Annotated in this window: 29 protein-coding genes; 4 read left to right on the top strand and 25 right to left on the bottom strand. The window is 47.2% G+C overall.

What is annotated here, in order from left to right; genetic code table 11:
- Window positions 1-84 precede the first annotated feature (84 nt).
- The 4 genes from NYE28_RS12910 (at window position 85) to alr (ending at window position 3,239) form a co-directional block, all read left to right on the top strand.
- Window positions 85-1,203: an NADH-dependent flavin oxidoreductase gene (locus tag NYE28_RS12910; protein WP_033574248.1), complete on the top strand. Its 1,119-nt coding sequence runs from the start codon at window positions 85-87 to the stop codon at window positions 1,201-1,203.
- Between the two features lie 127 nt (window positions 1,204-1,330).
- Window positions 1,331-1,543 (top strand): spore germination protein, encoded by a 213-nt coding sequence (locus tag NYE28_RS12915; RefSeq protein WP_007408362.1) that lies wholly within the window; start codon window positions 1,331-1,333, stop codon window positions 1,541-1,543.
- Between the two features lie 125 nt (window positions 1,544-1,668).
- Entirely contained in the window at window positions 1,669-1,881 is a 213-nt protein-coding gene (locus NYE28_RS12920; RefSeq protein ID WP_342490093.1) for a spore germination protein, read from the top strand.
- Between the two features lie 176 nt (window positions 1,882-2,057).
- Complete coding sequence (gene alr / locus NYE28_RS12925; protein ID WP_094031829.1) at window positions 2,058-3,239, top strand: alanine racemase; 1,182 nt, start codon at window positions 2,058-2,060, stop codon at window positions 3,237-3,239.
- A 148-nt stretch (window positions 3,240-3,387) separates the two neighbouring features.
- On the opposite strand, the gene spo0A is transcribed toward alr, so the two are convergent.
- The 25 genes from spo0A to NYE28_RS13050 form a co-directional block, all read right to left on the bottom strand.
- Complete coding sequence (gene spo0A, locus NYE28_RS12930; protein WP_003153177.1) at window positions 3,388-4,188, bottom strand: sporulation transcription factor Spo0A; 801 nt, start codon at window positions 4,186-4,188, stop codon at window positions 3,388-3,390.
- A 280-nt stretch (window positions 4,189-4,468) separates the two neighbouring features.
- The gene (gene spoIVB, locus NYE28_RS12935) at window positions 4,469-5,749 is read right to left on the bottom strand and encodes a SpoIVB peptidase (RefSeq protein WP_043020798.1); all 1,281 of its coding nucleotides are present in this window, start codon (window positions 5,747-5,749) and stop codon (window positions 4,469-4,471) included.
- Between the two features lie 163 nt (window positions 5,750-5,912).
- Window positions 5,913-7,643, bottom strand: a complete 1,731-nt coding sequence (gene recN / locus NYE28_RS12940; protein ID WP_007408359.1) for a DNA repair protein RecN — start codon at window positions 7,641-7,643, stop codon at window positions 5,913-5,915.
- A 31-nt stretch (window positions 7,644-7,674) separates the two neighbouring features.
- Window positions 7,675-8,124: a transcriptional regulator ArgR gene (gene argR, locus NYE28_RS12945; protein ID WP_003153173.1), complete on the bottom strand. Its 450-nt coding sequence runs from the start codon at window positions 8,122-8,124 to the stop codon at window positions 7,675-7,677.
- 96 nt (window positions 8,125-8,220) lie between these two features.
- On the bottom strand, window positions 8,221-9,066 hold the full coding sequence (locus NYE28_RS12950; RefSeq protein WP_007612503.1) for a TlyA family RNA methyltransferase: 846 nt from the start codon (window positions 9,064-9,066) through the stop codon (window positions 8,221-8,223).
- Window positions 9,063-10,964: a 1-deoxy-D-xylulose-5-phosphate synthase gene (gene dxs / locus NYE28_RS12955; protein WP_012117963.1), complete on the bottom strand. Its 1,902-nt coding sequence runs from the start codon at window positions 10,962-10,964 to the stop codon at window positions 9,063-9,065. Before dxs ends, NYE28_RS12950 begins: the two co-directional genes overlap by 4 nt.
- A gap of 143 nt (window positions 10,965-11,107) precedes the next feature.
- The gene (locus NYE28_RS12960; protein ID WP_007408353.1) at window positions 11,108-11,998 is read right to left on the bottom strand and encodes a polyprenyl synthetase family protein; all 891 of its coding nucleotides are present in this window, start codon (window positions 11,996-11,998) and stop codon (window positions 11,108-11,110) included.
- Window positions 11,988-12,242 carry an exodeoxyribonuclease VII small subunit gene (locus NYE28_RS12965; RefSeq protein ID WP_007408352.1) on the bottom strand — a complete coding sequence of 85 codons (255 nt, stop codon included), beginning with the start codon at window positions 12,240-12,242 and terminating at the stop codon, window positions 11,988-11,990. Before NYE28_RS12965 ends, NYE28_RS12960 begins: the two co-directional genes overlap by 11 nt.
- Entirely contained in the window at window positions 12,242-13,585 is a 1,344-nt protein-coding gene (gene xseA, locus NYE28_RS12970; protein WP_007408351.1) for an exodeoxyribonuclease VII large subunit, read from the bottom strand. The genes NYE28_RS12965 and xseA overlap by 1 nt, the downstream gene beginning before the upstream one ends.
- Window positions 13,586-13,708: 123 nt before the next feature.
- Window positions 13,709-14,560 (bottom strand): bifunctional methylenetetrahydrofolate dehydrogenase/methenyltetrahydrofolate cyclohydrolase FolD, encoded by an 852-nt coding sequence (folD, locus tag NYE28_RS12975; protein WP_007408350.1) that lies wholly within the window; start codon window positions 14,558-14,560, stop codon window positions 13,709-13,711.
- Between the two features lie 11 nt (window positions 14,561-14,571).
- Window positions 14,572-14,964 carry a transcription antitermination factor NusB gene (nusB, locus tag NYE28_RS12980; RefSeq protein ID WP_007408349.1) on the bottom strand — a complete coding sequence of 131 codons (393 nt, stop codon included), beginning with the start codon at window positions 14,962-14,964 and terminating at the stop codon, window positions 14,572-14,574.
- 264 nt (window positions 14,965-15,228) lie between these two features.
- The gene (locus NYE28_RS12985) at window positions 15,229-15,636 is read right to left on the bottom strand and encodes an Asp23/Gls24 family envelope stress response protein (RefSeq protein ID WP_003153156.1); all 408 of its coding nucleotides are present in this window, start codon (window positions 15,634-15,636) and stop codon (window positions 15,229-15,231) included.
- A 21-nt stretch (window positions 15,637-15,657) separates the two neighbouring features.
- On the bottom strand, window positions 15,658-17,010 hold the full coding sequence (gene accC / locus NYE28_RS12990) for an acetyl-CoA carboxylase biotin carboxylase subunit (protein WP_342490094.1): 1,353 nt from the start codon (window positions 17,008-17,010) through the stop codon (window positions 15,658-15,660).
- Between the two features lie 14 nt (window positions 17,011-17,024).
- Window positions 17,025-17,504, bottom strand: coding sequence for an acetyl-CoA carboxylase biotin carboxyl carrier protein (accB, locus tag NYE28_RS12995; RefSeq protein ID WP_007408347.1), 480 nt, complete (start codon window positions 17,502-17,504; stop codon window positions 17,025-17,027).
- Window positions 17,505-17,657: 153 nt separating this feature from the next.
- Entirely contained in the window at window positions 17,658-18,308 is a 651-nt protein-coding gene (locus NYE28_RS13000) for a SpoIIIAH-like family protein (RefSeq protein WP_007408346.1), read from the bottom strand.
- Between the two features lie 3 nt (window positions 18,309-18,311).
- Window positions 18,312-19,004 (bottom strand): stage III sporulation protein AG, encoded by a 693-nt coding sequence (gene spoIIIAG, locus NYE28_RS13005; RefSeq protein ID WP_033574142.1) that lies wholly within the window; start codon window positions 19,002-19,004, stop codon window positions 18,312-18,314.
- Window positions 18,997-19,617 carry a stage III sporulation protein AF gene (spoIIIAF, locus tag NYE28_RS13010; RefSeq protein WP_003153146.1) on the bottom strand — a complete coding sequence of 207 codons (621 nt, stop codon included), beginning with the start codon at window positions 19,615-19,617 and terminating at the stop codon, window positions 18,997-18,999. Before spoIIIAF ends, spoIIIAG begins: the two co-directional genes overlap by 8 nt.
- A gap of 16 nt (window positions 19,618-19,633) precedes the next feature.
- Complete coding sequence (gene spoIIIAE, locus NYE28_RS13015; protein WP_052827643.1) at window positions 19,634-20,842, bottom strand: stage III sporulation protein AE; 1,209 nt, start codon at window positions 20,840-20,842, stop codon at window positions 19,634-19,636.
- A 26-nt stretch (window positions 20,843-20,868) separates the two neighbouring features.
- Entirely contained in the window at window positions 20,869-21,258 is a 390-nt protein-coding gene (gene spoIIIAD, locus NYE28_RS13020) for a stage III sporulation protein AD (protein WP_071392571.1), read from the bottom strand.
- A gap of 12 nt (window positions 21,259-21,270) precedes the next feature.
- Complete coding sequence (gene spoIIIAC, locus NYE28_RS13025; RefSeq protein ID WP_003153142.1) at window positions 21,271-21,477, bottom strand: stage III sporulation protein AC; 207 nt, start codon at window positions 21,475-21,477, stop codon at window positions 21,271-21,273.
- A gap of 22 nt (window positions 21,478-21,499) precedes the next feature.
- The gene (gene spoIIIAB, locus NYE28_RS13030) at window positions 21,500-22,015 is read right to left on the bottom strand and encodes a stage III sporulation protein SpoIIIAB (protein WP_007408343.1); all 516 of its coding nucleotides are present in this window, start codon (window positions 22,013-22,015) and stop codon (window positions 21,500-21,502) included.
- Entirely contained in the window at window positions 22,009-22,932 is a 924-nt protein-coding gene (gene spoIIIAA, locus NYE28_RS13035; protein WP_007408342.1) for a stage III sporulation protein AA, read from the bottom strand. Before spoIIIAA ends, spoIIIAB begins: the two co-directional genes overlap by 7 nt.
- 77 nt (window positions 22,933-23,009) lie before the next feature.
- Window positions 23,010-23,291 (bottom strand): YqhV family protein, encoded by a 282-nt coding sequence (locus tag NYE28_RS13040; RefSeq protein ID WP_003153124.1) that lies wholly within the window; start codon window positions 23,289-23,291, stop codon window positions 23,010-23,012.
- Window positions 23,292-23,436: 145 nt separating this feature from the next.
- Window positions 23,437-23,994, bottom strand: a complete 558-nt coding sequence (gene efp, locus NYE28_RS13045; RefSeq protein ID WP_003153123.1) for an elongation factor P — start codon at window positions 23,992-23,994, stop codon at window positions 23,437-23,439.
- Window positions 23,995-24,018: 24 nt separating this feature from the next.
- Complete coding sequence (locus NYE28_RS13050; RefSeq protein ID WP_160223170.1) at window positions 24,019-25,080, bottom strand: Xaa-Pro peptidase family protein; 1,062 nt, start codon at window positions 25,078-25,080, stop codon at window positions 24,019-24,021.
- Window positions 25,081-25,187: the final 107 nt, after the last annotated feature.

Genomic DNA, 25,187 nt, shown 5'->3' on the forward strand with positions numbered 1-25,187 from the left:
GAAGAACAAGCAAAATAATTGCACACAATTAAAACATAAGCTAGAATACGGACGAGTTAAACTCCTAAGGAAGAAGGCGAAATGATGAAGCAAACTTATAAACCGCTGTTTGAACCTTTTACGTTCGAAAGCGGCGTCACCATACCAAACCGTATTTCAGTCGCACCGATGACACACTATTCATCAAATGATGACGGAACAATTTCCGACCGTGAATTAAGCTACATTACTCCCCGTTCAAAAGAAATGGGCATGGTCATTACGGCATGTGCAAACGTAACGCCGGACGGCAAAGCGTTTCCAGGCCAGCCCGGCATCTATGATGATTCTCACATTCCCGGCTTGAAAAAACTCGCTCAGGCGATCCAGTCTCAAGGAGCGAAAGCCGTTGTGCAGATTCACCACGGAGGATTGGAATGCCCTCCTGAACTCGTGCCAAACAACGACGTCGTCAGTCCGAGCGGCTCAGAAGAAGACGGGAGACAAACGTCCCGGGCTCTCACCGAACAAGAAATTGAGCACATCGTGAAAGCATTCGGCGAAGCGACACGCAGAGCGATTGAAGCCGGCTTTGACGGTGTTGAAATTCACGGGGCAAACGGATACCTGATTCACCAATTTTATTCACCGAAAACAAACCGGCGCACAGACCGCTGGGGCGGAAGCGATGAAAAGCGCCTTGCGTTCCCGCTTGCAGTCGTTGACGCTGTCAAACAGGCAATTGATACACACGCTGAAAATCCATTCGTTCTCGGCTACCGCCTGTCACCGGAAGAGCCGGAAACACCGGGGCTTACAATGAAAGAAACATTCATGTTCGCCGACGCGCTTGCGGAAGAGAACTTGGATTATCTGCATATTTCACTGATGGATGTCAACTCCAAAGCCCGCCGCGGGGCGGATTCTTCACGGACGCGGATGGATTTATTAAACGAACGCGTCGGCCATAAAGTGCCGCTGATGGCCGTCGGTTCCATCTATACCGCGGACGAAGCACTTGCTGTATTAGAAAGCGGAATTCCGCTGGTGGCTCTGGGACGTGTCATTTTGATTAACCCCGAATGGGCGGTGCTGGTCAAAGAAGGCCGCGAACAGGAAATCGAAAAAGCCATTCAAGCATCTGAAATTGAGAAATACCGACTTCCTGAACCGTTATGGGAAATGATTCAGAATACAGGCGGCTGGGTGCCGTTTGAAAAGTAGACTAAAAAAACTGCCGGATGTCCGGCAGTTTTTTTTGATTTACAAGTTTTTACCGCTTTGTTTACTCCTATTTCTAACACACAGCGTACATATAGTAAATAGATTAATAGAAAGGAGACCGTATATGATGGCTGGTTTTCCTATTACGATTAACAGTCTTTCCGGAAACGGGGTTGTCAATGTCGGCGGTGCGTTTTCGATAAGTCCTTTAACCGTATCAAAAACCGTCTACGGCTCAGGTGGGGGAAATACAGGGATGGTCCTGCAAATGAATCAATCCAGTACATCTCAATCTTCAAGCTCTCAATACTCTGATCAAAATGTAACGAAAACACTATGACATCCGTATTTCCCTCCCTTTCCGGCTGGCAGCAGCCGGATTCTTTTTGCCGTTTTGTTTAATCTTATTCCATATCACAGCGTACATATAGTTAGTAGACTGTGAGAGAAAGGAGAAAAAATAGAATGAGCGGTTGCCCGATTACGATAAACAACGTATCAGGAAACGGAGTTGTCAATGTTGGCGGCGCCATATCCATCAGTCCGCTGACTGCATCAAAAACTGTTTTCGGTGGCGGAGGGGGAAATATCGGCATTGTCATTCAAAACAATGCTGTAAGCCAGTCCAAAATGTTTGAACATCAATTTTCAGATCAGAATATTGTAAAGTCAATTTAAGGGCTGCCATGCAGCCCTTTCAGCATAAATAAAGCAGACACACTGATTTCCCAAAAACTTGATTTTTAAACATCAGCGATCACCTTCCCTTGTTTTGAATGATTTCAGTTCAAGGTGAATAGAATGCAGATTGAAAGCATGAGTACTGAAACTCATTAAGGAAAGAAGGAATCGTGATGAAAAAACTTTGCCGGGAAGTTTGGATTGAAGTTGACCTTGATGCGATAAAAAAGAACGTACGGGCGATCCGCCGCCATATTCCGAATACGTCTAAAATTATGGCCGTCGTAAAAGCGAACGCTTATGGCCACGGCTCTGTGGAAGTAGCGCGGCAGGCACTGGAAAGCGGGGCGAGCGAGCTCGCTGTCGCCAGCGTCGAAGAGGGAATTGTGTTACGGAGAGCGGGAATTACGGCACCTATTCTTGTGCTCGGCTTCACAGCTCTCAGCTGTGTGAAAAAATCTGCCGTTTGGAACATAACATTATCAGCGTTTCAAGTCAGCTGGATCAAAAAAGCGAATCGGATATTGGAAAAAGAAGCAGATTCGAAACGGCTGTCCATTCATATCAATGTGGATACGGGAATGGGCCGGCTGGGTGTGCGTACGGAAGAAGATCTTTTAGCAGTGGTGAAAGCGCTCAAGTCGAGTACATATCTGTCATGGGATGGCATCTTTACACATTTTTCAACAGCGGATGAACCGGACACTGAGCTGACGATGCTGCAGCACGAAAAGTTTATCAGCTTTCTCCGCTTTTTAAAAAATCAAGACATTACGCTGCCTACCGTGCATATGTGCAATACAGCCGCCGCTATCGCATTCCCGGAATTCAGCGCCGACATGATCCGTTTAGGCATTGGGTTATATGGTTTATATCCGTCCGCCTCGATAAAGGAACTGAACCTCGTGGATCTCACACCCGCACTAAGTTTAAAGGCGCGTATCGCTTATGTGAAAGCTATGGTGACAGATCCCCGGACCGTCAGTTATGGCGCCACATATATCGCCGAACCGGGTGAAATCATCGCGACGATTCCAATCGGCTATGGTGACGGTTACTCCCGCGCCCTGTCCAACCGCGGGTTTATTCTTCACCGCGGCAGACGGGTGCCGGTGGCGGGGAGAGTGACAATGGATATGATCATGGTCAGTTTAGGTGAGAATGAGGGCAAACAAGGAGAAGAAGTCGTCATCTACGGTAAACAACAAGGAGCCGAGATTTCCGTTGATGAAATTGCCGAAATGCTCGGTACGATCAGCTACGAAGTCTTAGCTGTGTTAAGCCGCCGCGTCCCCCGCTTTTATTTCAGAGACGGCAAAATCATTAAAATATCAGCTCCGGTATTATACGTGTAGACGGCATAGATCCCGCATTTATGTATAGAACAAGTACCGGCGTGAGTGATTTCCATTGTTTTCGCCAGCAAAATTTCAAAACGCCTTCTCTTCCGCGTTCATGCACGGAATAGAAGGCGCGAAAAAGACATCTAGCCAAAAGCTTGCGTTACGAAGCTTTATGCTCCAATCTCAGCTTGTCAGCAACCATCGCGATGAATTCCGAGTTGGTTGGTTTTGCTTTTGTCATGCTGACCGTATATCCGAACAGTGAAGAAATGGAATCAATATTTCCCCTGCTCCATGCGACTTCAATGGCGTGGCGGATGGCCCGTTCTACACGGCTTGCAGTCGTGTTGAATTTTTTGGCGATGTCGGGATAAAGGACTTTTGTGATGCTGCCGAGGAGTTCAATATCGTTATACACCATGGAAATGGCTTCACGCAAATAAAGATAGCCTTTGATATGGGCAGGCACACCGATCTCATGGATAATGCTTGTAATGCTGGCATCGAGATTTTTCCGCTTCGGCTCAGGCTGGCTGCGGATAATGCTGCTTTGCGCAGACGGCGCACGGTGTGTGACACTGCTGACATTTCCGCTTACCTGGCGGATATGGCCGACAAGGTTTTCCATATCAAACGGCTTCAGGATGAAATAGGACGCGCCTAAATCGACGGCTTTTTTCGTAACGTCTTCCTGACCGAATGCCGTCAGCATGATGACGTTCGGCTGCTTCTCGAGCTCTGATTCCCGCAGACGCTCCAAAACCGCAAGTCCGTCCAGATGCGGCATGATAATGTCTAAAACGAGCACATCTGGATTCTTATCTTTAAACAAAGAAAGACATTCCTGTCCGTTATAAGCAACGCCGATCACTTCCATATCATCCTGTCCCTCTATATATTCACTCAACAGGCTTACAAGCTCTCGATTATCATCAGCAACACAAACTTTAATTTTCTCCACGTTTCTTCCTCCCCCAATGTATTAACAGGACGCAACCCATTTGACTGCTACATGTTACATTCGACAAAACCACTACTTCCCCTTTTAAAAAATCCATATTTACCAATAATAGTGGTATATCTTTGTTTTTCTAGCATTTTCTAGGTTTTTCGACTAAAAATTAAGTTTGACAAATCAGGAAACGTGAATTTGTCGAAAAATCTTCATGTCTTATTTTACATGAATCCAGGAAAGAAGTGAAGAACGCATCACATAAAAAAACTGCCGGATCATCCGGCAGTCAGCTTGCTTTGTCTTTCCCGTAAACATCAACACCCGCTTCAGACAGCATCCATTCGATATGAACGCCGTAGCCGCTTGTCGGATCATTGACAAATACGTGGGTTACGGCTCCGACGACCTTTCCGTTCTGGATGATCGGGCTTCCGCTCATCCCCTGAACGATTCCGCCGGTTCTTTTCAGCAGTTTCGGATCTGTCACTTTCAACACCATTCCCTTTGTCGCCGGGAATTTTTGCGGCGTGGTGCTGACGATTTCAATATCAAATTTCTCTACTTTATCGTTTTCGATAACCGTCAGCATTTGCGCAGGTCCTTTTTTTACTTCATTTGACAAAGCAATCGGAAGCGCTTTGTCGGAAATGTTGTTTTTAATCGGCTGATGCAGTGTCCCGAAGATGCCGAACGGGCTGTTGCGGTTAATATCGCCGATCGTTTTCCGTTCTGACGAAAACCTTGCCAGTTTTTCGCCTGGATTGCCGCCTTTTCCTTTTTCAATCGATGTTACAGTTGAACGGACGATTTCTCCGTCTTCTACAACAATCGGTTTTTTTGTATCCATATCAGAGATGACGTGGCCCAATGCGCCGTATTTTTTTGTTTTCGGTTCAAAAAATGTCATGGTGCCGATGCCGGCTGCCGAATCGCGGATATAAAGGCCGATTCGATATTTCCCCTCGGCTTCGTCCTTTGTCGGAATCAGCTTTGTTTTGATTTTTTGCTTATCGCGTTTCACCAATAAATCCAAAGATTCACCGGTTTTGCCCGCTTTTTGAATAAACGGGGCGATGTCGCTCATTTTTTCAATTTTATGTCCGTTCATTTTAATAATGATGTCGCCAGATTCAATTCCCGCTTGTTCTCCCGGAGACTTTTTTCCATCCTTTGTCATCACTTGGTGAAAACCGACGACCAAAACACCGACTGAATGCAGTTTTACACCGATGGACTGTCCGCCCGGAATGACCTTCAATTCTGGAAGGACACGCACTTTCGTTTTTTTAATGGGAAATCCGGCAAGATCATATACTACTTCCGACCGGCCTTGTGTTTGCCCTGTTATGTTTGCATGGCCGTGCTCTTCTTTCAGCGTAAAGGCTTCTGATAATTCGCCCTTTTCAGCGCTTATTGATGCATTGACCGAAACGGCCTGTGTCTGGTTTTCAAAGACGCTCATTTCTGATGGTATCAGTAAATATTCTTTAAATGGCTTAAAAAAGCCTACACTTAGTAAAGAAACAAGGAGAATTACACCTATTGCTTTCCTCATGTTATCGTGCATTCATTCCTTCACTCTCCTCGCTCCTATCCCACACCACTTTCTTTTTCTGCTACATCTATACTTTTGCCTTCCTGCGCTTGATTTATAACCGGCATACGAAGAAAAACATTGGATACACTGTTAGAGAAATGGAACAAAAAAATAAGCTGCCTGTATCAGCAGCTTATCCTGTCGTTTTTACCTGTCCGGCCTGTTTTAAAAGCTCTTGTGCATGCCGTTTTGTCAGATCGGTCACTTCGACGCCCGCAATCATGCGGCCGATTTCCGCTACCTTGTCCTGTTTGGAAAGCGGCGTGACATGCGTTGTCGTCCGGCCGTCTTTGAATTCTTTTGCGATTAGAAGGTGCGTATCCGCCATAGCGGCAACCTGCGGCAGGTGTGTAATGCAGAGCACCTGTGAACCGGTCGATACTTTATGGATTTTTTCCGCGATGGCTTGGGCAACCCGCCCGCTTACACCGGTGTCCACTTCGTCAAAGATAATGGAGGTGACATCCTGCTGGGAAGAAAAAATACTCTTCATCGCCAGCATCACCCTTGAAAGCTCGCCTCCGGAAGCGACCTTTGACAGCGGTTTTAAAGGCTCACCGGTGTTTGTTGAAATTAAAAACTTCACAAGGTCAATCCCCTTTTGGGTAAGCTGCACGGGCTGCCCGTTAACAACCGGTGCTTCACTGGCTGACGGATCGGTTTTCACGAGAAATTCCGTATCAAACGTTGATTTGCCCATATACAGACTTTTTAATTCCTGATGAATCGCTTCCGCCAGTTTCTTAGCCCATGCTTTTCTGATTTTTGATAAATTGGCGGCTTCTACGGCCACATCTTTGCCGACCGACTCCAATTCCTTCTTCAGCGCTTCAAGGTGGCTGTCGCGGTTCTCGATTTGATCGATTTCCTCTTCTATTTTAGAGCCGTATTCCAAAATGTCTTCTACCGTCGCTCCGTATTTGCGCTTCAGCTGTTTGATCTCATTTAAACGGGTTTCAATAAAATTCAGCCGTTCCGGGTCATATTCCAGATCATCTAACAGATTGCGCATCTGAAAGGTTGCATCCTCCAGCAGATAATAGGAACTTGACACACTTTCTGACAGCTTTTGCAGCGGTTCATTGATATCCGAAATATCTTCAAGCTGGGCAGAGGCCATTCCGACCCAGTCAAGCCCCCCCTGCTCGCTGCGGAGCGCATTATAGGCGTTTTGCAATGATTCATAAATTTTTTCAAAATTGGATATCTGCTTCCGTTCTTCCTGAAGAAGCTCGTCTTCATTCAATTCAAGCTTCGCCGACTCGATTTCTTCAAGCTGAAATTGAATCAGGTCTAGCCGATGCGCCATTTCCTGCTCGCTTTCTGACAGCTTCTTCACTTTTTTGAGCAGCTTCATATAACGCTCATAGCCTTCATGGTAAGCCTGAAGCGCGGATTCGGCCTCAGCGCCCGCAAACCTGTCCAACAGCTCTAAGTGTTTATCGTCCTCCATTAACAGCTGGTTATCATGCTGTCCGTGAATATCTAATAAAAGTCTGCCGATCTCCCTTAAAGCCGCAATCGTCACTAATTTTCCGTTGACACGGCAGACGCTTTTTCCTCCGGCATTAATGTCCCTTCTCATGACAATCATGTCGTCAGATGCGTCTATTCCCTGCTCACGGCATACTTCAAAAACGGGATGACCGCTGTCCAAAAGAAACAGTCCTTCAAGCTCGGCCTTTGTTTCACCGTAACGGACAAATTCAGACGAACCGCGGCCGCCGACTAATAGGGAAACGGCGTCTATAATAATTGACTTGCCGGCCCCTGTTTCTCCCGTCAGGACGGTGAGCCCCCGTTCAAACGAAATCGTCAGTTCCTCTATAATGGCAAAGTTTTTTATTGATAGTTCAGCTAACAAACAGCATTCCACCTTTTATCTGATAATTACGCTACAGCAGCTCCAAAAGACGGCTTTGAACGCCCTCCGTATCTTCAGGCGTCCTGCAGATGATTAAGATCGTGTCATCTCCGCAAATCGTGCCCATGATTTCTTCCCATTCGAGATTATCCATCAGAGCGCCGATTGCCTGAGCATTCCCCGGCATCGTTTTTAATACGATCATATGGCTTGCTGAGTCAATTTTTACGAACGCATCCATTAATGAACGCTTCAGTTTTGACAGCGGATTGAACCGCTGATCCGCCGGCAGGCTGTATTTGTAGGAGCCGTTGTTTGTCGGCACCTTTACGAGATGCAGCTCTTTAATGTCTCTGGAGACAGTCGCCTGAGTTACCTTATATCCTTCTTCTCTCAGCATGTCAACTAAGTCATCCTGCGTTTCAATCTCATGGCTTGTAATAAGCTCTCTGATTTTTATATGCCTTTGGCCTTTTGTCATGTAAGCACCTCTGTTTTCAAGCTGTTCTTGTCATTATGTTAACCGCTTCTTGATAAAAAGTACATGATGGCAGAAAAAAGGAATAATAGCCCCCTATTATTCCGGTACATCTGTCTTTTTGGCTTTTAATGTCTCATGTGCTTCGCGGACGGTACGGAGAATGTCTTCTTCCGGCAGTTCAGCGCCGTTTCCGTCTTCTCCGCCCCATTCCAAATGAAGCAGAAACTCAATATTGCCGTCTCCCCCTGTAATCGGTGAGAAGGACAGTCCTTTCACTGTATATCCTTCAGAAGCGGCAAATTGATTCATGCGGCGGAGAACGTCAGTATGAACGCCGGGATCTCTGACAATGCCTTTTTTTCCGACGGATTCCCGTCCGGCTTCAAATTGCGGCTTCACCAGTGCGATGCAATCGCTCCCCGGTACAAGCAGCGTTTTTAAAACCGGCAGAATGAGGCGGAGTGAGATGAAAGAAACATCGATTGTCGCAAATTCCGGCAAACCCTCTGTGAAATCGGAAGGCTCGGAATAGCGGAAATTCGTCCGTTCCATGACGACGACCCTCTCGTCCTGTCTGAGCTTCCAAGCAAGCTGATTATAGCCGACATCCACTGCGTAGGACCGCTCGGCTCCGTTTTGGAGGGCGCAATCCGTGAATCCCCCTGTAGACGAGCCGATGTCAATCATCGTTTTGCCTTTTACCGAGACAGGAAACACTTCCAGAGCTTTTTCAAGCTTTAATCCGCCTCTGCTGACGTATTTAAGAGGGTTTCCTTTTACCGTTAACGGAAGATCCCGGGCGATTTTTTCACCCGGTTTGTCCAATCGGTTTTCATTTGAGTATACGATGCCCGCCATAATGGCGCGTTTCGCTTTTTCCCGCGTTTCCGCAAGGCCTTTTTCTACAAGAAGTACATCTAATCGTTCTTTTTTTGCTGTCATGATCCAATTCCTTTATGTGTCTTCGGCGGCATCAGCAGTTTGATCCGGTTCATAACCTCAGCCTTCGTGAGACCGATTTCTTCAAGCAGGGCGGTTACGCTGCCGTGTTCAATAAACCGGTCTGGGATGCCCATTCTGTCAATCGGCGTATGATACATGCCGAGGTCATGAGCGTATTCAAGAATCGTGCTGCCGAATCCGCCTTCAAGCACGGCTTCTTCTATCGTTAAAATCGGCAGACCTTCATTAAGAATGGCCTTCATCATTTGTTTATCAATCGGTTTTATAAACCGCGCATTCACGACACGCACGGACAGGCCTTCTTTTTGCAGTTCTTCAGCCGCTTCCAGCGCCATTTCAATGGTCGTACCGAATGTTAAAATGACCGCGTCTTTTCCGGGACGGAGCACTTCCCATGTTCCGATCGGAATGGTTTTCAGCTCTTTATCCATCTTTACGCCGAGCCCGTTCCCGCGCGGGAAGCGCATCGCGATCGGACCCTCCTCATAATTAAGGGCTGTATTGACCATATGGCGGCCTTCATTTTCATCCTTCGGCATCATTAAAACGAGGTTTGGTATATGCCGCAAAAAGGCGATGTCAAAGACGCCTTGATGCGTCTCCCCGTCGGCGCCGACCAAACCGGCGCGGTCAATGCCGATAAATACATTCGCGTTTTGACGGCAGATGTCATGGACGACCTGATCGTACGCCCGCTGCAAAAAGGTCGAATAAATCGCAAGAAACGGCTTCATGCCTTGGAGCGCCATTCCAGCCGCCATCGTCGCCGCATGCTGTTCTGCGATTCCAACGTCAAACATGCGTTCAGGGAATTCTTTCGCAAACCCTTCCAGTTTGGAGCCGACCGGCATGGCCGGTGTAATGGCTACAATTCTGTCATCCTCACGCGCCAGCTCCTGCACGGTGCCGCTGACAAGTCCGCTCCATGAAGGCGCCGCGGCTTTCGGCTTGACGAAATCACCCGTATTGATTTTGTACGGCCCCGTTCCGTGCCATGTGCCGATTGTGTCGGTCTCAGCCGGTTTATAGCCTTTGCCCTTTTTCGTAATGACATGTAAAAGGACAGGGCCTTTCGTTTTTTTGGCGTATTGCAGGTTTTCAAACAGTTCGTGGTAGGAATGACCGTCAACCGGGCCTAAATACGTAAAGCCCAGCTCTTCAAAAAACATGCCTGACACAAGCATATATTTTAAGCTGTCTTTTATCCGTTCAGCTGTGGCAGCCAATTTTCCGCCGACGGCCGGGATGCGCTTAAATAAATATTCAAGCTCGTCTTTTACCCATTGATATTTGCCGGCCGTGCGAAGCCGTCCCAGCATAGAATGAATCGCCCCGACATTCGGCGCAATGCTCATCTCATTATCATTCAGGATGACGATCATGTCTTTTTTCTCATCACCGATATGGTTCAGCGCTTCAAGCGCCATTCCTCCGGTTAAAGCGCCGTCTCCGATAATCGGGATGATATATTCTTTCGATCCTTTAATATCACGGGCGGCAGCCATTCCCATCGCGCCTGAGAGCGAGGTTGAGCTGTGGCCTGTTTCCCATACGTCATGTTCGCTTTCGCTGCGTTTCGGGAAACCGCAAAGCCCTTTATATTGGCGCAAGGTTTCAAACTCCTTGCCGCGTCCGGTTAACAGTTTATGAACATAGGACTGATGTCCGACATCCCATAAAAATTTATCTTTCGGACTGTCAAATTCTTTGTGAAGCGCAATTGTCAGCTCGACAACCCCGAGGTTCGGCCCAATATGGCCGCCAGAGGCAGACAGCGATGTGATGAGGAAATTGCGGATCTCCTCACTCAGCTCTTCCAGCTGTTCAATTGACATCTTTTTAAGAAATGACGGGTCCTGTATTGATAAAAGATCCAAAGCGGATCAACTCACTTTCAGCATGAATTTCTGCAAATTAAACAGTGTCTTTTTGAAAAGAGAAAAAGACTCCCTTTGTATTTTCATCGAAACTGCTTACATTTTACCATAGGAGCGGCAGCCCCTTCAAATCAGGACCGTTTTTAATGATCTCTCGCCGCGATTAAATCACAGAGGTCATGCAGCAGTTCTTTCTGAAGAGAAAGGCCGCTGATGATCTGTTTCGCCTCGCTGATATGATACGCAAGCTTTTCTTTCGCGCCTTCAAGCGTTAAAAGCGACGGATACGTTGATTTTTCGTTCGACGTATCTGAGCCGACCGGTTTGCCGATCCTCTCCTCATGCCCTTCAATATCAAGGATGTCGTCTCTGATTTGAAATCCGATGCCGATATGGCTGCTGAACAGACGCAGCTTTTCGACTTCATCCTCCGGCGCATCTGCCAAAATGGCGCCCGCCGTCACGGAAAAACCGAGGAGCTTGGCCGTTTTCCGCTCGTGGATGGATTCCAGCTCCTCAAGCGTTATCCGCTTTTGTTCCGCTTCCATGTCGGCAGCCTGTCCGCCGACCATTCCTTCCGTTCCCGCCGCGCTGATCAGCTCATCGACGAGACGGAGCCGTTTTTCTGCTGAAACCGCCTCAGACACATGAGATGTGATCAGTTTAAAGCTTTCTGTCAGAAGCCCGTCTCCGGCCAATACGGCTGCCGCTTCTCCGAAGACTTTATGGTTTGTGGGCTTTCCCCGGCGCAGATCATCATCGTCCATGCAAGGCAGATCATCATGGATTAAAGAATACGTATGAATCATTTCGACAGCGCACCCGACCGGAATCCCGTCTTTTTCATCTTTTCCGTAAGCATTCAGAACGGCTAAGACGACGAGGGGGCGCAGCCTCTTTCCGCCCGCTTCCAAAGAATACAGCATAGATTTTTTGAGGGTTTCCGGCATCGCAAGCCGTTCTGTATACAAAGAAAGCTGCTGTTCAATCAGTTGTTTGCGCGATGCTAAAAATGCGTCCAGTTTATTTGTCACCTTCGTCTTCCTCCTGAACGCTGAAAGGTGCAAGTTCGCCGTTATCTTTTAAAATAAAGTCCATTTGCTTTTCGACATGCTGAAGCTTTTCATGGCACATTTTTGAAAGGGCCATCCCTTCCTGAAAATAATTAATCGCCTGCTCCAGCGGCACGTCTCCTTCTTCAAGCTTTGCCACAATGCCTTCAAGGCCTTTCATCGCCTCTTCAAATGTCAGCTCTTCACTTTTTTTGGTTTCTGTCATTATCGTTCGCCTCTCTTTTGCAATACTTCACACGTCAGAACGCCGTCTGTCATCTTTACTTCAAGCGTATCATTTTGTTCCACTTGATCAACGCTTTTGATCAGCTCTTTGTCTTTATAGGCCAGACTGTATCCTCTCTCCATCACCTGAAGGGGACTTAATGCATTCAGTTTACCAAGAACCGTCTGAAACTGCGAATGAAGCTGCTTCAGCTGGACATTCATGCTTCGGGCGAGCTGATTTGAGCGCTCCTCGTACCGTTTTTTCGCCTGTTTCAGCTGGGTTTCAGGGTGGAGCGCCGTTAATCTGTACGTATTCCGCTCCAGCTGCCTTTGTTTCCTGTCCGTAAGCCCTGTGAGCTGTGATTGGAACTGCTGATACAAAAGGTCAAACTGCTGTTCTTTTTGGGTATACAATCGTTTCGGAAAACGGAACGCGTAGGATGACTGGAGCGATTGAACCCGTTCTTTTTTCTTGCTGATATGCTGCTGCATCGCTCTTGTCAGGCGGACTTCCGCCGTTTTTGTCCGTTCCATTAAGTCCGTCGTGTGGGGGACGGCGATTTCTGCCGCTCCTGTCGGCGTTGCCGCCCGGATATCCGCGACGAAATCACTGATTGTAAAATCTGTTTCATGTCCGACGGCTGATATAATCGGAATGGCGGAAGCAAAAATCGCCCGGGCCACGATTTCTTCGTTAAATGCCCACAATTCTTCGATCGAGCCCCCTCCCCTTCCGACGATCAGGACGTCACACATTTTTTGTGCATTGGCTTCTTCAATGCGCTTCACAATCGATCTGCTGGCATTTTCACCTTGAACGAGCGCGGGAAGCACAATGACTTTCACAAGGGGGTATCTTCTTTTGAGTGTGGTAATGACGTCTCTGACGGCTGCTCCCGTCGGTGACGTGACGACCCCGATCGTGGCCGGAAAAGCGGGGATGGCCTGCTTATGCCGGTCATCAAACAACCCTTCGCCGGCAAGTTTTTTCTTTAATTCTTCATATGCTAAGTAGAGCGCCCCCACACCGTCCGGCTGCATTTCTTTCGCGTACAGCTGATAGCTTCCGCTCGGTTCATAGACGGAGATGCCGCCTCTTACGATGACCTTCATTCCGTCTTCTGGCTTAAACGCAAGCCTCGAACTTTGCCTCTGAAACATGACGGCCTGCATGCGGGCATGCTCATCTTTTAATGTAAAATAGATGTGGCCTCTCGTATGAATTTTAACATTGGAGAGCTCACCCTTAATCCAAATGTCTTCAAGATGAGGGTCCACATCGAATTTTCGTTTAATGTATTTGGTCAGCGCGGAAACCGTGACATATGCCGCTTCACTCACATCCTGCACTCCTTTCATAAAGGCTTTTTGCCCTAAACTAAGAAAACCCGCTCTGGCTGAAAGGAGCCTTAAGAAGCGGGTATCGTGCTCATTGTCACACTTTTTGTGACTGTCTCCGGTTATCTATGATAACGTACGTCTGGCAGATTTAACAGTATTATGCGCAAGCATTGTGATGGTCATCGGACCTACTCCGCCCGGCACCGGCGTAATGAAAGATGCTTTTTCTTTCGCTTCATCAAACTGAACGTCTCCGCAAAGTTTTCCGCTTTCGAGACGGTTGACGCCGACATCAATGACAATGGCGCCCTCTTTGATTTGATCGGCTTTGATGAAGTTCGCTTTACCGACCGCTACCACGAGAATATCTGCTTTTTTCGTATGCTCAGACATATTTTTCGTGCGGGAATGACAATATGTGACGGTCGCGTTTTCGTTCAGCAGCAGCTGGCCGACCGGTTTACCGACAATATTGCTTCGTCCGACTACAACAACTTCTTTGCCGGAAAGATCTACGTTCGTCTTTTTCAATAACTCGACAATTCCGTGCGGCGTGCATGGAAGAAATGTATCTTCGCCAAGCAGCATTTTCCCGACGTTGAGAGGGTGGAAACCGTCAACATCCTTATCAGGGGAGATCCGCTCGATTACGGCTTTTTCAGAAATATGATCCGGGAGCGGCAGCTGGACGAGAATGCCGTGGAATTCCGGATTTTGATTATACTGATCAATCACTGTTAAAAGCTCCGCCTCGGTTAAACTTGAGTCAAAGCGGTCAAGCTTAAATTTCATTCCCATTGTTTCAGCGGCTTTTTTCTTGCCTGTCACATATGAAACAGAAGCGGGATCGTCTCCGATTAAAATGACCGCCAATCCAGGCACTACGCCTTGTGCTTTCAGCTCTTCTACTTCTTTTGCCAATTGTTCGCGTTTTTCTTTAGCCGTTTCTTTTCCGTCGATGATTGTTGCAGTCATTTTCTTTCCTCCTATGATTCGATATCAGTTTTAATGTTAGAAAGAACCCCGTTTACGAATTTTGCAGCTTTATCGTCGCCGAACCGTTTTGCCAGCTCGATTGCTTCGTTTAATGACACGTTAGCAGGAATGTCGTCAGAATAAACCATTTCATACACCGCCAGACGCAGGATCGCGCGGTCTACGTTTGCAATCCGGTCAAGCTTCCAATTGACGAGATGGCCGGAAATCATTTCATCAAGCTGAACCTGATGTTCGATCACTCCGTACACCAGCTGTTCAAAGAAGGCATCTGTTTTTTCACCATCAAGCGCGTGCTCAATGGCATCGTTCGGTGCAATATCGCTGACATCAATCTGAAAAAGTGCCTGCAAAGCTTTTTCTCTAGCTGTTCTTCTTTTCATTTTCTTTCTCCTTCAGATCCGCTTTATCCGCTTGTCGTTAAGCTTAAAGAGATCATAACATATTTTTTTCTCAATCGCATGTCGAAATTTAGGTTTTTTCACCCTAATGCCGAATATTTTCACAAACCGTATTAATTTCATTCGGATTTCACAGCATGAAGAAACTCGGCTGCCGTTTGTAAGCCGGCTTTCTTCATGCCTGAAATGACGGGAAACGTATAAAAAACCAAAGGGCTGCCCATCCCCTTGGTTTTTATACGCTCATTACATTTCTTCGTCGATTTCGACTTCTTGGGCTTTCGTGTCAAATTGAATGCCGACGATATGAATATTGATTTCATTAATGGTCAGAGACGTCATGTTTAATAAGGTTTGGCGGATATTCTCCTGAACGCTTGCCGCCACTTTCGGGATCGAGATCCCGAATTGAACGACGCAATAGACGTCGATGGTAATCCCGTCATCGGCTAAATCGACCTTTACGCCTTTGCCGTGATTGATTTTGCCGAAGCGTTCTACGACGCCCGTGGCGAAATTGCCGCGCATTTCAGCAACTCCTTCAACTTCGGAAGCGGCGATGCCGGCAATGACTTCAATGACCTCAGGAGCAATTTCAACCTTGCCTAAATGAGCCTCATCATGATCCATTTTAAGCACACTGTTGTCTTCCATTCAATTCACCTCCCGCAAAAATTATGAGCCCATTACATCATATGTTTCTAAAAACTTTGTATTAAACTCTCCGCTGACAAATGTTTCGTGTTCAAGCAGTTTCAAATGGAACGGAATCGTCGTTTCAATACCTTCAATCACGAATTCGCTCAGCGCGCGTTTCATCCGTGCGACTGCCTCATCACGCGTTGTTCCGTATGTGATGACTTTAGCAATCATACTGTCATAGTACGGCGGGATCGAGTAGCCGGGATATGCGGCTGAATCCACGCGTACGCCGAGTCCGCCCGGCGGCAGGTACATGTTAATTTTACCGGGTGAAGGCATGAAGTTTTTCGCAGGATTTTCAGCGTTGATGCGGCATTCAATCGCCCAGCCGTTAAATTCAACGGCTTCCTGTCTGAGCGAGAGCTCCTGTCCGGATGCCACTTTAATCTGTTCTTTGATCAGATCCGTTCCCGTCACCATTTCTGTGACAGGGTGCTCTACTTGAATACGCGTGTTCATTTCCATGAAGTAGTAGCGCTGTTCTCTGTAGTCATAGATGAATTCTACTGTGCCGGCTCCCGTGTAACCGACGGCCTTCGCTGCTTTTACCGCTGCTTCACCCATCTGCTCCCTGATTTCAGAATCAAGCGCAGGTGACGGTGACTCTTCAAGAAGTTTTTGCAGACGTCTTTGGATAGAACAGTCACGCTCTCCGAGATGGATTGTGTTTCCGTAATTATCCGCAAGCACCTGAATTTCAACATGGCGGAAATCTTCTATGTACTTCTCGATGTACACACCCGGATTTCCGAATGCCGTAGCGGCTTCCTGCTGGGTAATCTCAATGCCTTTGATCAGTTCTTCTTCTGTGCGTGCGACCCGGATGCCTTTTCCGCCTCCGCCCGCAGTGGCTTTTATAATGACAGGATACCCAATTTCACCTGCAAGCGAAACCGCTTCTTCCGTATTTTTTATGATTCCTTTTGAACCGGGCACAATCGGCACGCCCGCCAGCTGCATCGTGTCGCGCGCGATATCTTTTGTTCCCATTTTTGAAATGGCGTCAGCCGTAGGGCCGACAAACGTTACGTTTAATTCCTCGCACAGCTCGGCAAAGTCGGCGTTTTCAGCTAAAAACCCGTATCCCGGATGAATCGCATCCGTGCCGGTCAGCTTTGCGACGCTGACGATGTTCGTTACATTTAAATAGCTTTCTTTTGATGTTTTCGGCCCGATACAAAAAGCCTCATCGGCCATTTGGACATGCAGGGCGTCTTTATCTGCCTCAGAATAAACGGCTACAGTTTCAATGCCCAGCTCTTTGCAGGCCCGGATGATTCTGACGGCGATTTCTCCTCGGTTGGCGATCAATAGCTTTTTAATCATAATAGCAGGTCTCCTTACTCAGCTTTTACAAGAAATAGAGGTTGTCCGTATTCGACCAGCTGGCCGTTTTCAACTAACACTTCAACGATTTCTCCTTTTACTTCGGCTTCAATCTCGTTAAAGAGTTTCATTGCTTCTACGATACAAACAACTGTATTTTCGCTCACTTTTGAACCTTGGTTTACGTAAGGGCCGGCTTCCGGCGATGAAGAAGCATAAAACGTTCCGACCATCGGAGACGTAATTTTGTGCAGGTTTTCGTCTTGTTTCGGCGCTTCCTGAGCAGGAGCGGCTTCACTCGCTTCCGGTTTTGCAGCCTGCGGAGCAGGTGCGTAAGCGGCGGGAACGGCTTGGGCTTGTCCCGTTACATTCACTGCCGGCGCTTCATTTTTTTTCAGTTTGAGGCTTACGCCTTCAATTTCGTAAACAAATTCGTCGATGGAAGATTCATCGATTCTTTTTATCAGTTCATGAATTTCGTTGATTTTTAACATCAGTTTCCACTCCTATGTATAAAAAATAGAAATTTATGGGTTGCTACTAAAAGTACATACTATGTTTATCTTACAGGAGCGCTTGTGTAAATTCAACACTGATCTAAAATGACATCAGAAAAGCCCGCAGCGGGTGCGGGCGGTTCAGGTCTCTTACTTTGTCGGTTCAAACGTGACGGCGACGTCTTTCATCGTCTTGATTTCTTTTTCCACCAGGTCAATGATAGCGGAAGCTTTTGCGTTTGAATGTTTGTCAGACATGACGGTAATGTTGATTTTGTCTCCTTCAGCATCCACGAGCGCATCTTTGTAGCCTTGTGTTTTAATCAGCGTTTCCAGCTGTTTTTCCGTCCCTTCAGCATTGCTCAGCGCCGTCATTTTATCGTAGGCTTCGCTTTTTTCCTTTGCGGTCGCATCATCGCTTGAAACAATGCTGTTTAACTGTTCCCTTTCTTTGCTTCTCGCGTCTTCAAGCTCCATGCGGTATGCGGTAAATAAGTTTTCATCAGCTGTTTCTGTGGCGACCGATCCGTCTTTGTCCGATGCTTCGGCTGATGTTTCTTTATCCTCTTTTGTGCCTTTAGAATCTTTCGTTCCTTTTGTGCCGTCTTCTTTTTCCGTGCCGCTTCCGCTCTTATCTTTCGTTTCAGGAGCCGGCGTTTTTTCAGTGGCGACTTCTCCGCTGCTTTTTTCGCTTTTCATCTGCACGGCATTTTTGCTTTCCGGCGACATAATATAATAAACACTTAATACCACGACGAGACTGAGCATTGTTAAAAGCCAAACCGTTTGTTTTTTCAGCATGATTTATGAATCCTCCTTGATTTTTTTAGGGGCAACCGCTACACGGTAGCTCGGAACATCAAGCACCCTTGTGACGGCATCAATGATGGTTTTTTTTATTTGAACGTTGTCCACTCCCTGAGCGACAACGAGTACACCGCGGATATCGGGCTTTTTCGTCTGGACGACGACCGGGGTTTCCTGGTCCCCGTTTCGAATCATGACAATTTGTTCTTCAGAGGTTTGATCGGTTACGCTTCTTTTGCCGCCTTCTTTATCGGTTTCTTCAGTGGTGGTGTCTTTTTTCGTTTTATTTTTCTCAAACACTTTCAAAGATGTTGCGTCTACGTTTACGACAATTGAGACATCCTCCACGCCGATAATCGTTTCAAGGATTTCTTTCAGCTGGTTTTCATAGTCTCTTTCGTAATCATCGATCGTGGTTTTTGCGCTGCCGTCTTTCGATGCCTTAAAAACGGGTGCGCTTTTTTGCCCGCTTTTGTCTTCCGTTCGGCCGGACATGACGGTCTGCACCGCTTGGTCCTTCCCGGTTTTCTCCGGTGAAGAGAACAGCTGGCTGACCAGCATAAAAGATACCCCGAGCACAAACACGAACAGAAAGTAATGATATTTTGTCAGTTTTGGTTTTTCTCCGTCTTTCGCCTGTCCGATCATCAGCTGTTTTTTGAGTATGGTCCATAGTCCGTTTTTATTCATGGCCGTTTTTCTCCCCGCCTTCCATATAAACCGTAATTTTCTCACTGCCGATTTCCCATATATCCGCAAGTTTTTCTTTGATGTCTGCGGCCTCTTTTTTGTCGGCTGCGCCTTCCGGTTCGTATTTGCGGTCTGTGCGGATGTCGATCGGTGCGACGGTTTGCACGGTTTTTTCAGAAGATGGGGCCATATACACGCTGATCGTTTTTACATCTTCTTCTGAACGAACCTGTTCTTCCGCTGTAAGGCGGATGTCGTCTATTTTGTATTCGTCATGACTGAACATCTCCTCCGCTTTCTTTTTTAGTTGGACAGCCATTTCTTCTAAAACATATGCGCGGTTTGATGCTTGTATTTCTTTTTTTTCTGATTTAATTTGATTTTTTATATCAGCGGATTGAGATTGCTCTTGTTTTGTCAAATAATCGAAGATGATTTCCGGGTCTGTTTTGAAAAGTTTGAATATCGGGTTGAGCATGACAATGATTAACAGCAGGCTGACAACCATCTTGGCGTATTTTTGCATACTGGAGCTGGGCAGCAGCATGTCGATGACGATGGCGAATAAGATAAATAAAATAATGCTTGTCAGCCATTCTGTTAAAAAGCTCATATCCAATGGGCCTCCTTTATTTCATCATCATAGTGAGGTTGCCTGCTGTAATAATGACTGTGATGCTGAGGAAAAACATGAGAGAGACGATGGCGAGCGCCGCGAAAATATACAGTACGCTTCTGCTGATGACGCCGAGGCACGTAATGACGGGCCCGCCTCCGAGCGGCTGCAGAATAGCGGCCGCGAGCTTATAAATAAAAGCGAGCGAGAGCACTTTGATCGCCGGAAACGCGGAGATGCAGATCAAAATTCCGACTCCGAGGATTCCCACGGTGTTTTTTAATAGGAGCGAGGCGCTGATGACCGTATCCGTCGCATCCGTAAACATCCGGCCGAGTACGGGAATAAAATTGCCTGTTATAAATTTTGCAGTCCTGAGCGTAATCCCGTCCGTCACGGCAGCCGAAGCCCCCTGTACGGAGATGACGCCGAGAAACACGGTGAGAAATACGGCAAGCGCTCCGATCGCGATATTTCTGAGCAGATTGGCAAGCTGCGTGACTTTATATTGATCCGTCATCGTGCTGACGATGCTTAAAATCGCTGACAGGAAGATAAGCGGCATGACGATGTTTTGAATGAGAAGGCCGCTCGTATTCATCAGAAATAAAATAACGGGGTGAAAAAAAGCTGCGGAGACGGCTCCCCCGGAAGACGCCAAAAGCGCGAGTAAAAGCGGGATGAGCGCGAGAATGAAGCTTGTCATCGTCTGGATCGCTTCACTGGCATAATTGACAGCAACATGAAAGCTGTTTAAAGCGAGAATAATCAGCACCATGTAGACGATTGCATAAGCCACTTTGCTGACGGTGCTCTGCTGGAACGCATTTTGCAGAAGCTGCAGAATGACACAAAAAATGGTGAGAAGGATCAAAGTGCCCAGAAGTTTTCCGTTTGCGAGCACTTCATGAAACAGGTAGGAAAATAAGGCCTTCAGCCACGCCTCTGGCGAGAACGTTTTTTCTCCGTTAATAAAGTCGATGATGCTTCCCTTTTGGCTTTCAGGCAAAAGACCGCCGTATTCTGTCATAATGTCGTCCCAAAACTTTCCGATACCTTCTGTTTTCAGCGCTTCGGCCTGCTTTTTCGCCACTTCATCAGCCGTTTCTTGGTGAACTGCGGTTTCCTGCGCCGCACCGTCTGTTCCGGCAGCTTGTACACATTCAGTCTGAAAAAATAAGAGGATGAACAAAAAAGCCCCCGCCCACCGAAAGCGCTTCATTTTTTGTGCCCCCTTTCCATTTATGATTAAGAAGGAATAAGTCCGAGAATCGTTTCAATAATAACGGTCAGTATCGGCACGGCCATTACCAGTATCAAAATTTTTCCGGCCAGCTCTATTTTCGAAGCAATCGCTCCCTGGCCCGCATCCTTTGTCAGCTGCGCTCCGAATTCAGCGATGTAGGCGATGCCGATAATTTTTAAAATGGTTTCCACATAGACCATATTGACATTTGCATTGACGGCTATTTTTTCTATCATTCTGATAATGTCGTAAATCTGGTCGATGAGATAAAGAAAGATCACGCAGCCGCTGAAGACGACAATCATAAACGCGAAAGTCGGTTTCTGTTCTTTTACGATCAGGGAGAGAAATGTGGCGATCAGGCCTAAACCTACAATTTGAACAATCTCAATCTGTAAGCCCCCCTATCCTTGGAATAGAAACACAGCTTTGATCTTTTTGAACAGGTCATCGACAATCGTCGCCACCATAAATAAAATATAGATAAAGCCAAGCAGCGTCACCCATTGGGCGTATTCTTTTTTTCCCATTTGGTCAAGTATGGTGTGCAGAAACGCAACCACGATACCGACTCCGGCGATTTGAAAAATGACATTTACGTCGACTCCCATTTTATGTTTGCTCCCCTCATGTTTACATCAATAGAAGAATGAGTAACAGTCCGGCTAAAAATCCTAAGCTTTTCACCATTTTTTCATTTTTCGCCTGCGCCCGTCCGGCATCCGCTTCCGCCGCTTCCAAATGTGTAAGCGCAAGCTTGATATGTTTCTGCTGTGAAACACGGTCATGGAGCCCGAGCGTCTCTCCAAATTGCTTCAGCACATCATATTCGCTTTTTTTCATCGCCATGGACGACCAATTATGTTTCAAGCTCTGTTCCCAAGCCGTTTTGGCGGAATCGCTTCCCTGCTCAAGCCTTCTGCTGAAAGCTTGAAACAATAACGATACAGGTTTGGAAAGCTGTGCGGCAATTTGTCCCGAGGCGGTATGCAGCGGTGTATGTCCGAACATGATTTCCGCTTCAAGCGATTGGAGCGCCGCGCGCAGCTGACGGATCTGCCTCGGCCTTTCTATATACATTTTGGCGATCTCAAATCCGGTCCAAGTCGTCGCTGTCAGAATAAACACGGCACCCAAAAGCTTCAGCATGTCATCACGCTTTCAGCATGCGGAACAGGTTCCCCGTCCTTTCCGTACATCCTGCTGATCGTTCCCGGACCGCGGCGCCTTGACAGTTCAACATACCGGTCAAACACGTTTTCCTCCCAAAGCATTTTCAGCGACGGCCTCTTTACCAAGTCTTTCATATTCCACCCGTGCGCAGATACGATGACGGATACGCCCGCATGGAGCGCCTCCAGCAGCGCTTGTGAGTCTTCCATTCTCCCGATTTCATCCACAATTATGACATCAGGACTCATAGAGCGAATCATCATCATCAGCCCTTCCGCCTTCGGACAGGCATCAAGGACATCGATTCTGCGGCCGAAACTGTGCTGGGGAATGCCCCGCAGGCAGCCGGCAATTTCCGAACGTTCATCTACGATACCTGTCTTTTTTGCGGGAATGCGTTTTGATCCGGTGCTGGAAAGCCGGGCCAAATCACGAAGCAAGGTCGTTTTCCCCGTTTGCGGAGGACCGATGATCAGCGTATTCAGCCAGTTTTCTTTCCATAAGAAAGGAATGAGCGGTTCTGCGATTCCCAGCTTCTCCCGGGCGATTCGGATATTAAAAGAAGTAATATCCCGGAGTCCTTTGACGGCTCCGTTTTCGACGATGACTCTTCCGGCCAGCCCCACACGGTGGCCTCCTCTGATTGTGATATATCCTTTTTTCAGCTCTTCTTCCAGCGTGTACATACTGTAATTGCTGAGCCGGCTGAGGATCAGCTGTGCGTCGCCGGCCGTACAGACATATGACAAATACAAAGGTTGTCCTTTTTGGATCAGTTCAACCGGCCTGTCGACGCGGATTCTGATTTCTTCTGTATCCCGCCTCGCTTCTTCGGGCACGGCGGAGATGGCATCTCTCAATAATTCAGGGAGAACCTCTGTAATCTCATTCAATAGAGTCTCCTCCTTTTTTACCGATTGGCTTCTCTAAAATGTATGATCCGGGACAGACTTTATGACACCCCGGCCCTCTATTTATGCACACCGGCCAAAATCAGCACGACTCCCGCAAAAATCAATATTAATTTTGCATATGAGAGCTGTCCGGCAATCTGATAAATGCCGATCGTCATTGTGATGATAAAGATCAGCGGGCCGACGATTGCCAAAATACTATTCACCACAACCGCCTTTCTGATGTCGTTTGTCAAAAGCATGATAATAGCGGCCGATAATTCAATGAGCGAGGACAAAACTCGTAAACCGGCCATCGTTAAAACAGTAGAATTGATTGAACCGAACAAAAATTTCATTGCAATCCCCCAACTTCAAGCATTTTGTTACACTATATGCTCTAGCTGACGGAAGTAGTCTCACTATTTTCATATAGAAGAAAGATTCAGGCAGAACGCAAAAAAAGCCTGCCCCGTAAAAGGAGCAGACTCCGAATTTCTTTGACTACGCTCTTGACACGTAAGAGCCGTCTGATGTATTTACAACCAGCGTATCGCCTTCGTTCACGAAAAACGGTACGTTTACGACAAGACCTGTTTCCGTTTTGGCAGGTTTTGTGCCGCCTGACGCCGTGTCGCCTTTAATTCCCGGCTCTGTTTCAACAACTTTCAGTTCAACTGTGTTCGGCAGTTCAATACCGAGCGTTTCAGACTGATACATCATGATGTGCACAGACATATTTTCCAGAAGATATTTCAATTCTTCTTCGATTTGGTTTTCGTTCAATTCAAGCTGTTCATATGAGCTTGTATCCATGAACACGTGCTGATCGCCGTTGGCATAAAGATACTGCATCGTTTTTGTTTCGATTTGAGCTTTCGCGACTTTTTCACCTGCACGGAATGTTTTCTCCTGAATAGCGCCCGTGCGGAGGTTACGCAATTTAGAACGGACAAATGCCGCTCCTTTTCCCGGCTTTACGTGCTGGAAGTCAACGACGCGCCAAATGCCGCCGTCTACTTCAATCGTTAGTCCTGTACGAAAATCGTTAACTGAAATCATGTTTGATGTCCTCCTATATTCCGATCACAAAATAATTAATTCTTTAGGGGAATGCGTAATTGTCCGGTTGCCGTCCTCAGTGATGATGATATCATCTTCGATTCTTGCGCCCCCAACTTCCGGTATGTATATGCCCGGCTCAACCGTTACCGCCATGCCCGGCTCAAGAACGGCCGATGACCTGAGAGACAGCCCCGGTGATTCATGGACTTCCATTCCAAACCCGTGTCCTGTCGAATGGCCGAAATACTGTCCGTAGCCTTTTGCGGTGATGTGATCCCTCGTCAGGGCGTCCGCTTCTTTTCCCGTCATGCCGGGTTTAATATGCAGGACACCAAGCGCTTGGGCATCGTATACGACCTGATAAATCTCTTTCAGTTTATCACTTGGCTCTCCGACCGCGACGGTGCGTGTGATGTCAGAACAATAGCCTTTATAATAAGCGCCGAAATCGAGCGTGACCAAGTCTCCCTTTTCAATCAATTTGCCGCTTGCCACTCCGTGGGGAAGGCTGGATCTGACTCCCGAGGCGACAATCATATCAAAGGAAGAGCCGTCTGCTCCTTGACGTCTCATATAAAATTCAAGCTCGTTTGCAACTGAAATCTCTGAGATGCCCGGTTTGATAAACGTCAGAATATGTTCAAACGCATCATCCGCAATCTTCGCAGCTTCCTCTAATATCTTAATCTCTTCACTTGACTTAATCAAGCGCAACTTTTCAACGGAATCCGCGACGGGAACCATCTCCGCTTCCTGCAGCACCGCTTGGTAGGATGCATATGTTCCGTACGTCATGCTGTTTTGCTCGAAGCCGAGTTTTTTAATGCCGTACTCAAGAATCGTATCCGCAGCCGTTTGGATTAAGCTTCCGCCGTGCTCGATAATGTCAAAACCCTTCACTTGCGTCTTCGCCTGCTCGGTGTAACGGAAATCCGTGATAAATGCCGCACGTTCTTTCGATATGACCGCAAGGCCTGACGAACCCGTAAATCCCGTCATATACTGCAGATTGGCGGAGCTTGTCACCAACATTCCGTCTATATCCAGCTGACCGAAAAGATTTCGCAATTTCTCAAGTTTCATTCCCTTTCTCCTCCTCGCCGATTCTTGACTGCCGCCTGACAACGCGGGAGCATCCCCGCCCGGTTTTCAGCATAAAAAATGTTCACTTCTCGTGAACATTTTACCAT

The sequence above is a fragment of the Bacillus sp. FSL R5-0443 genome, assembly GCF_038608285.1.
GTDB lineage: Bacteria > Bacillota > Bacilli > Bacillales > Bacillaceae > Bacillus > Bacillus velezensis.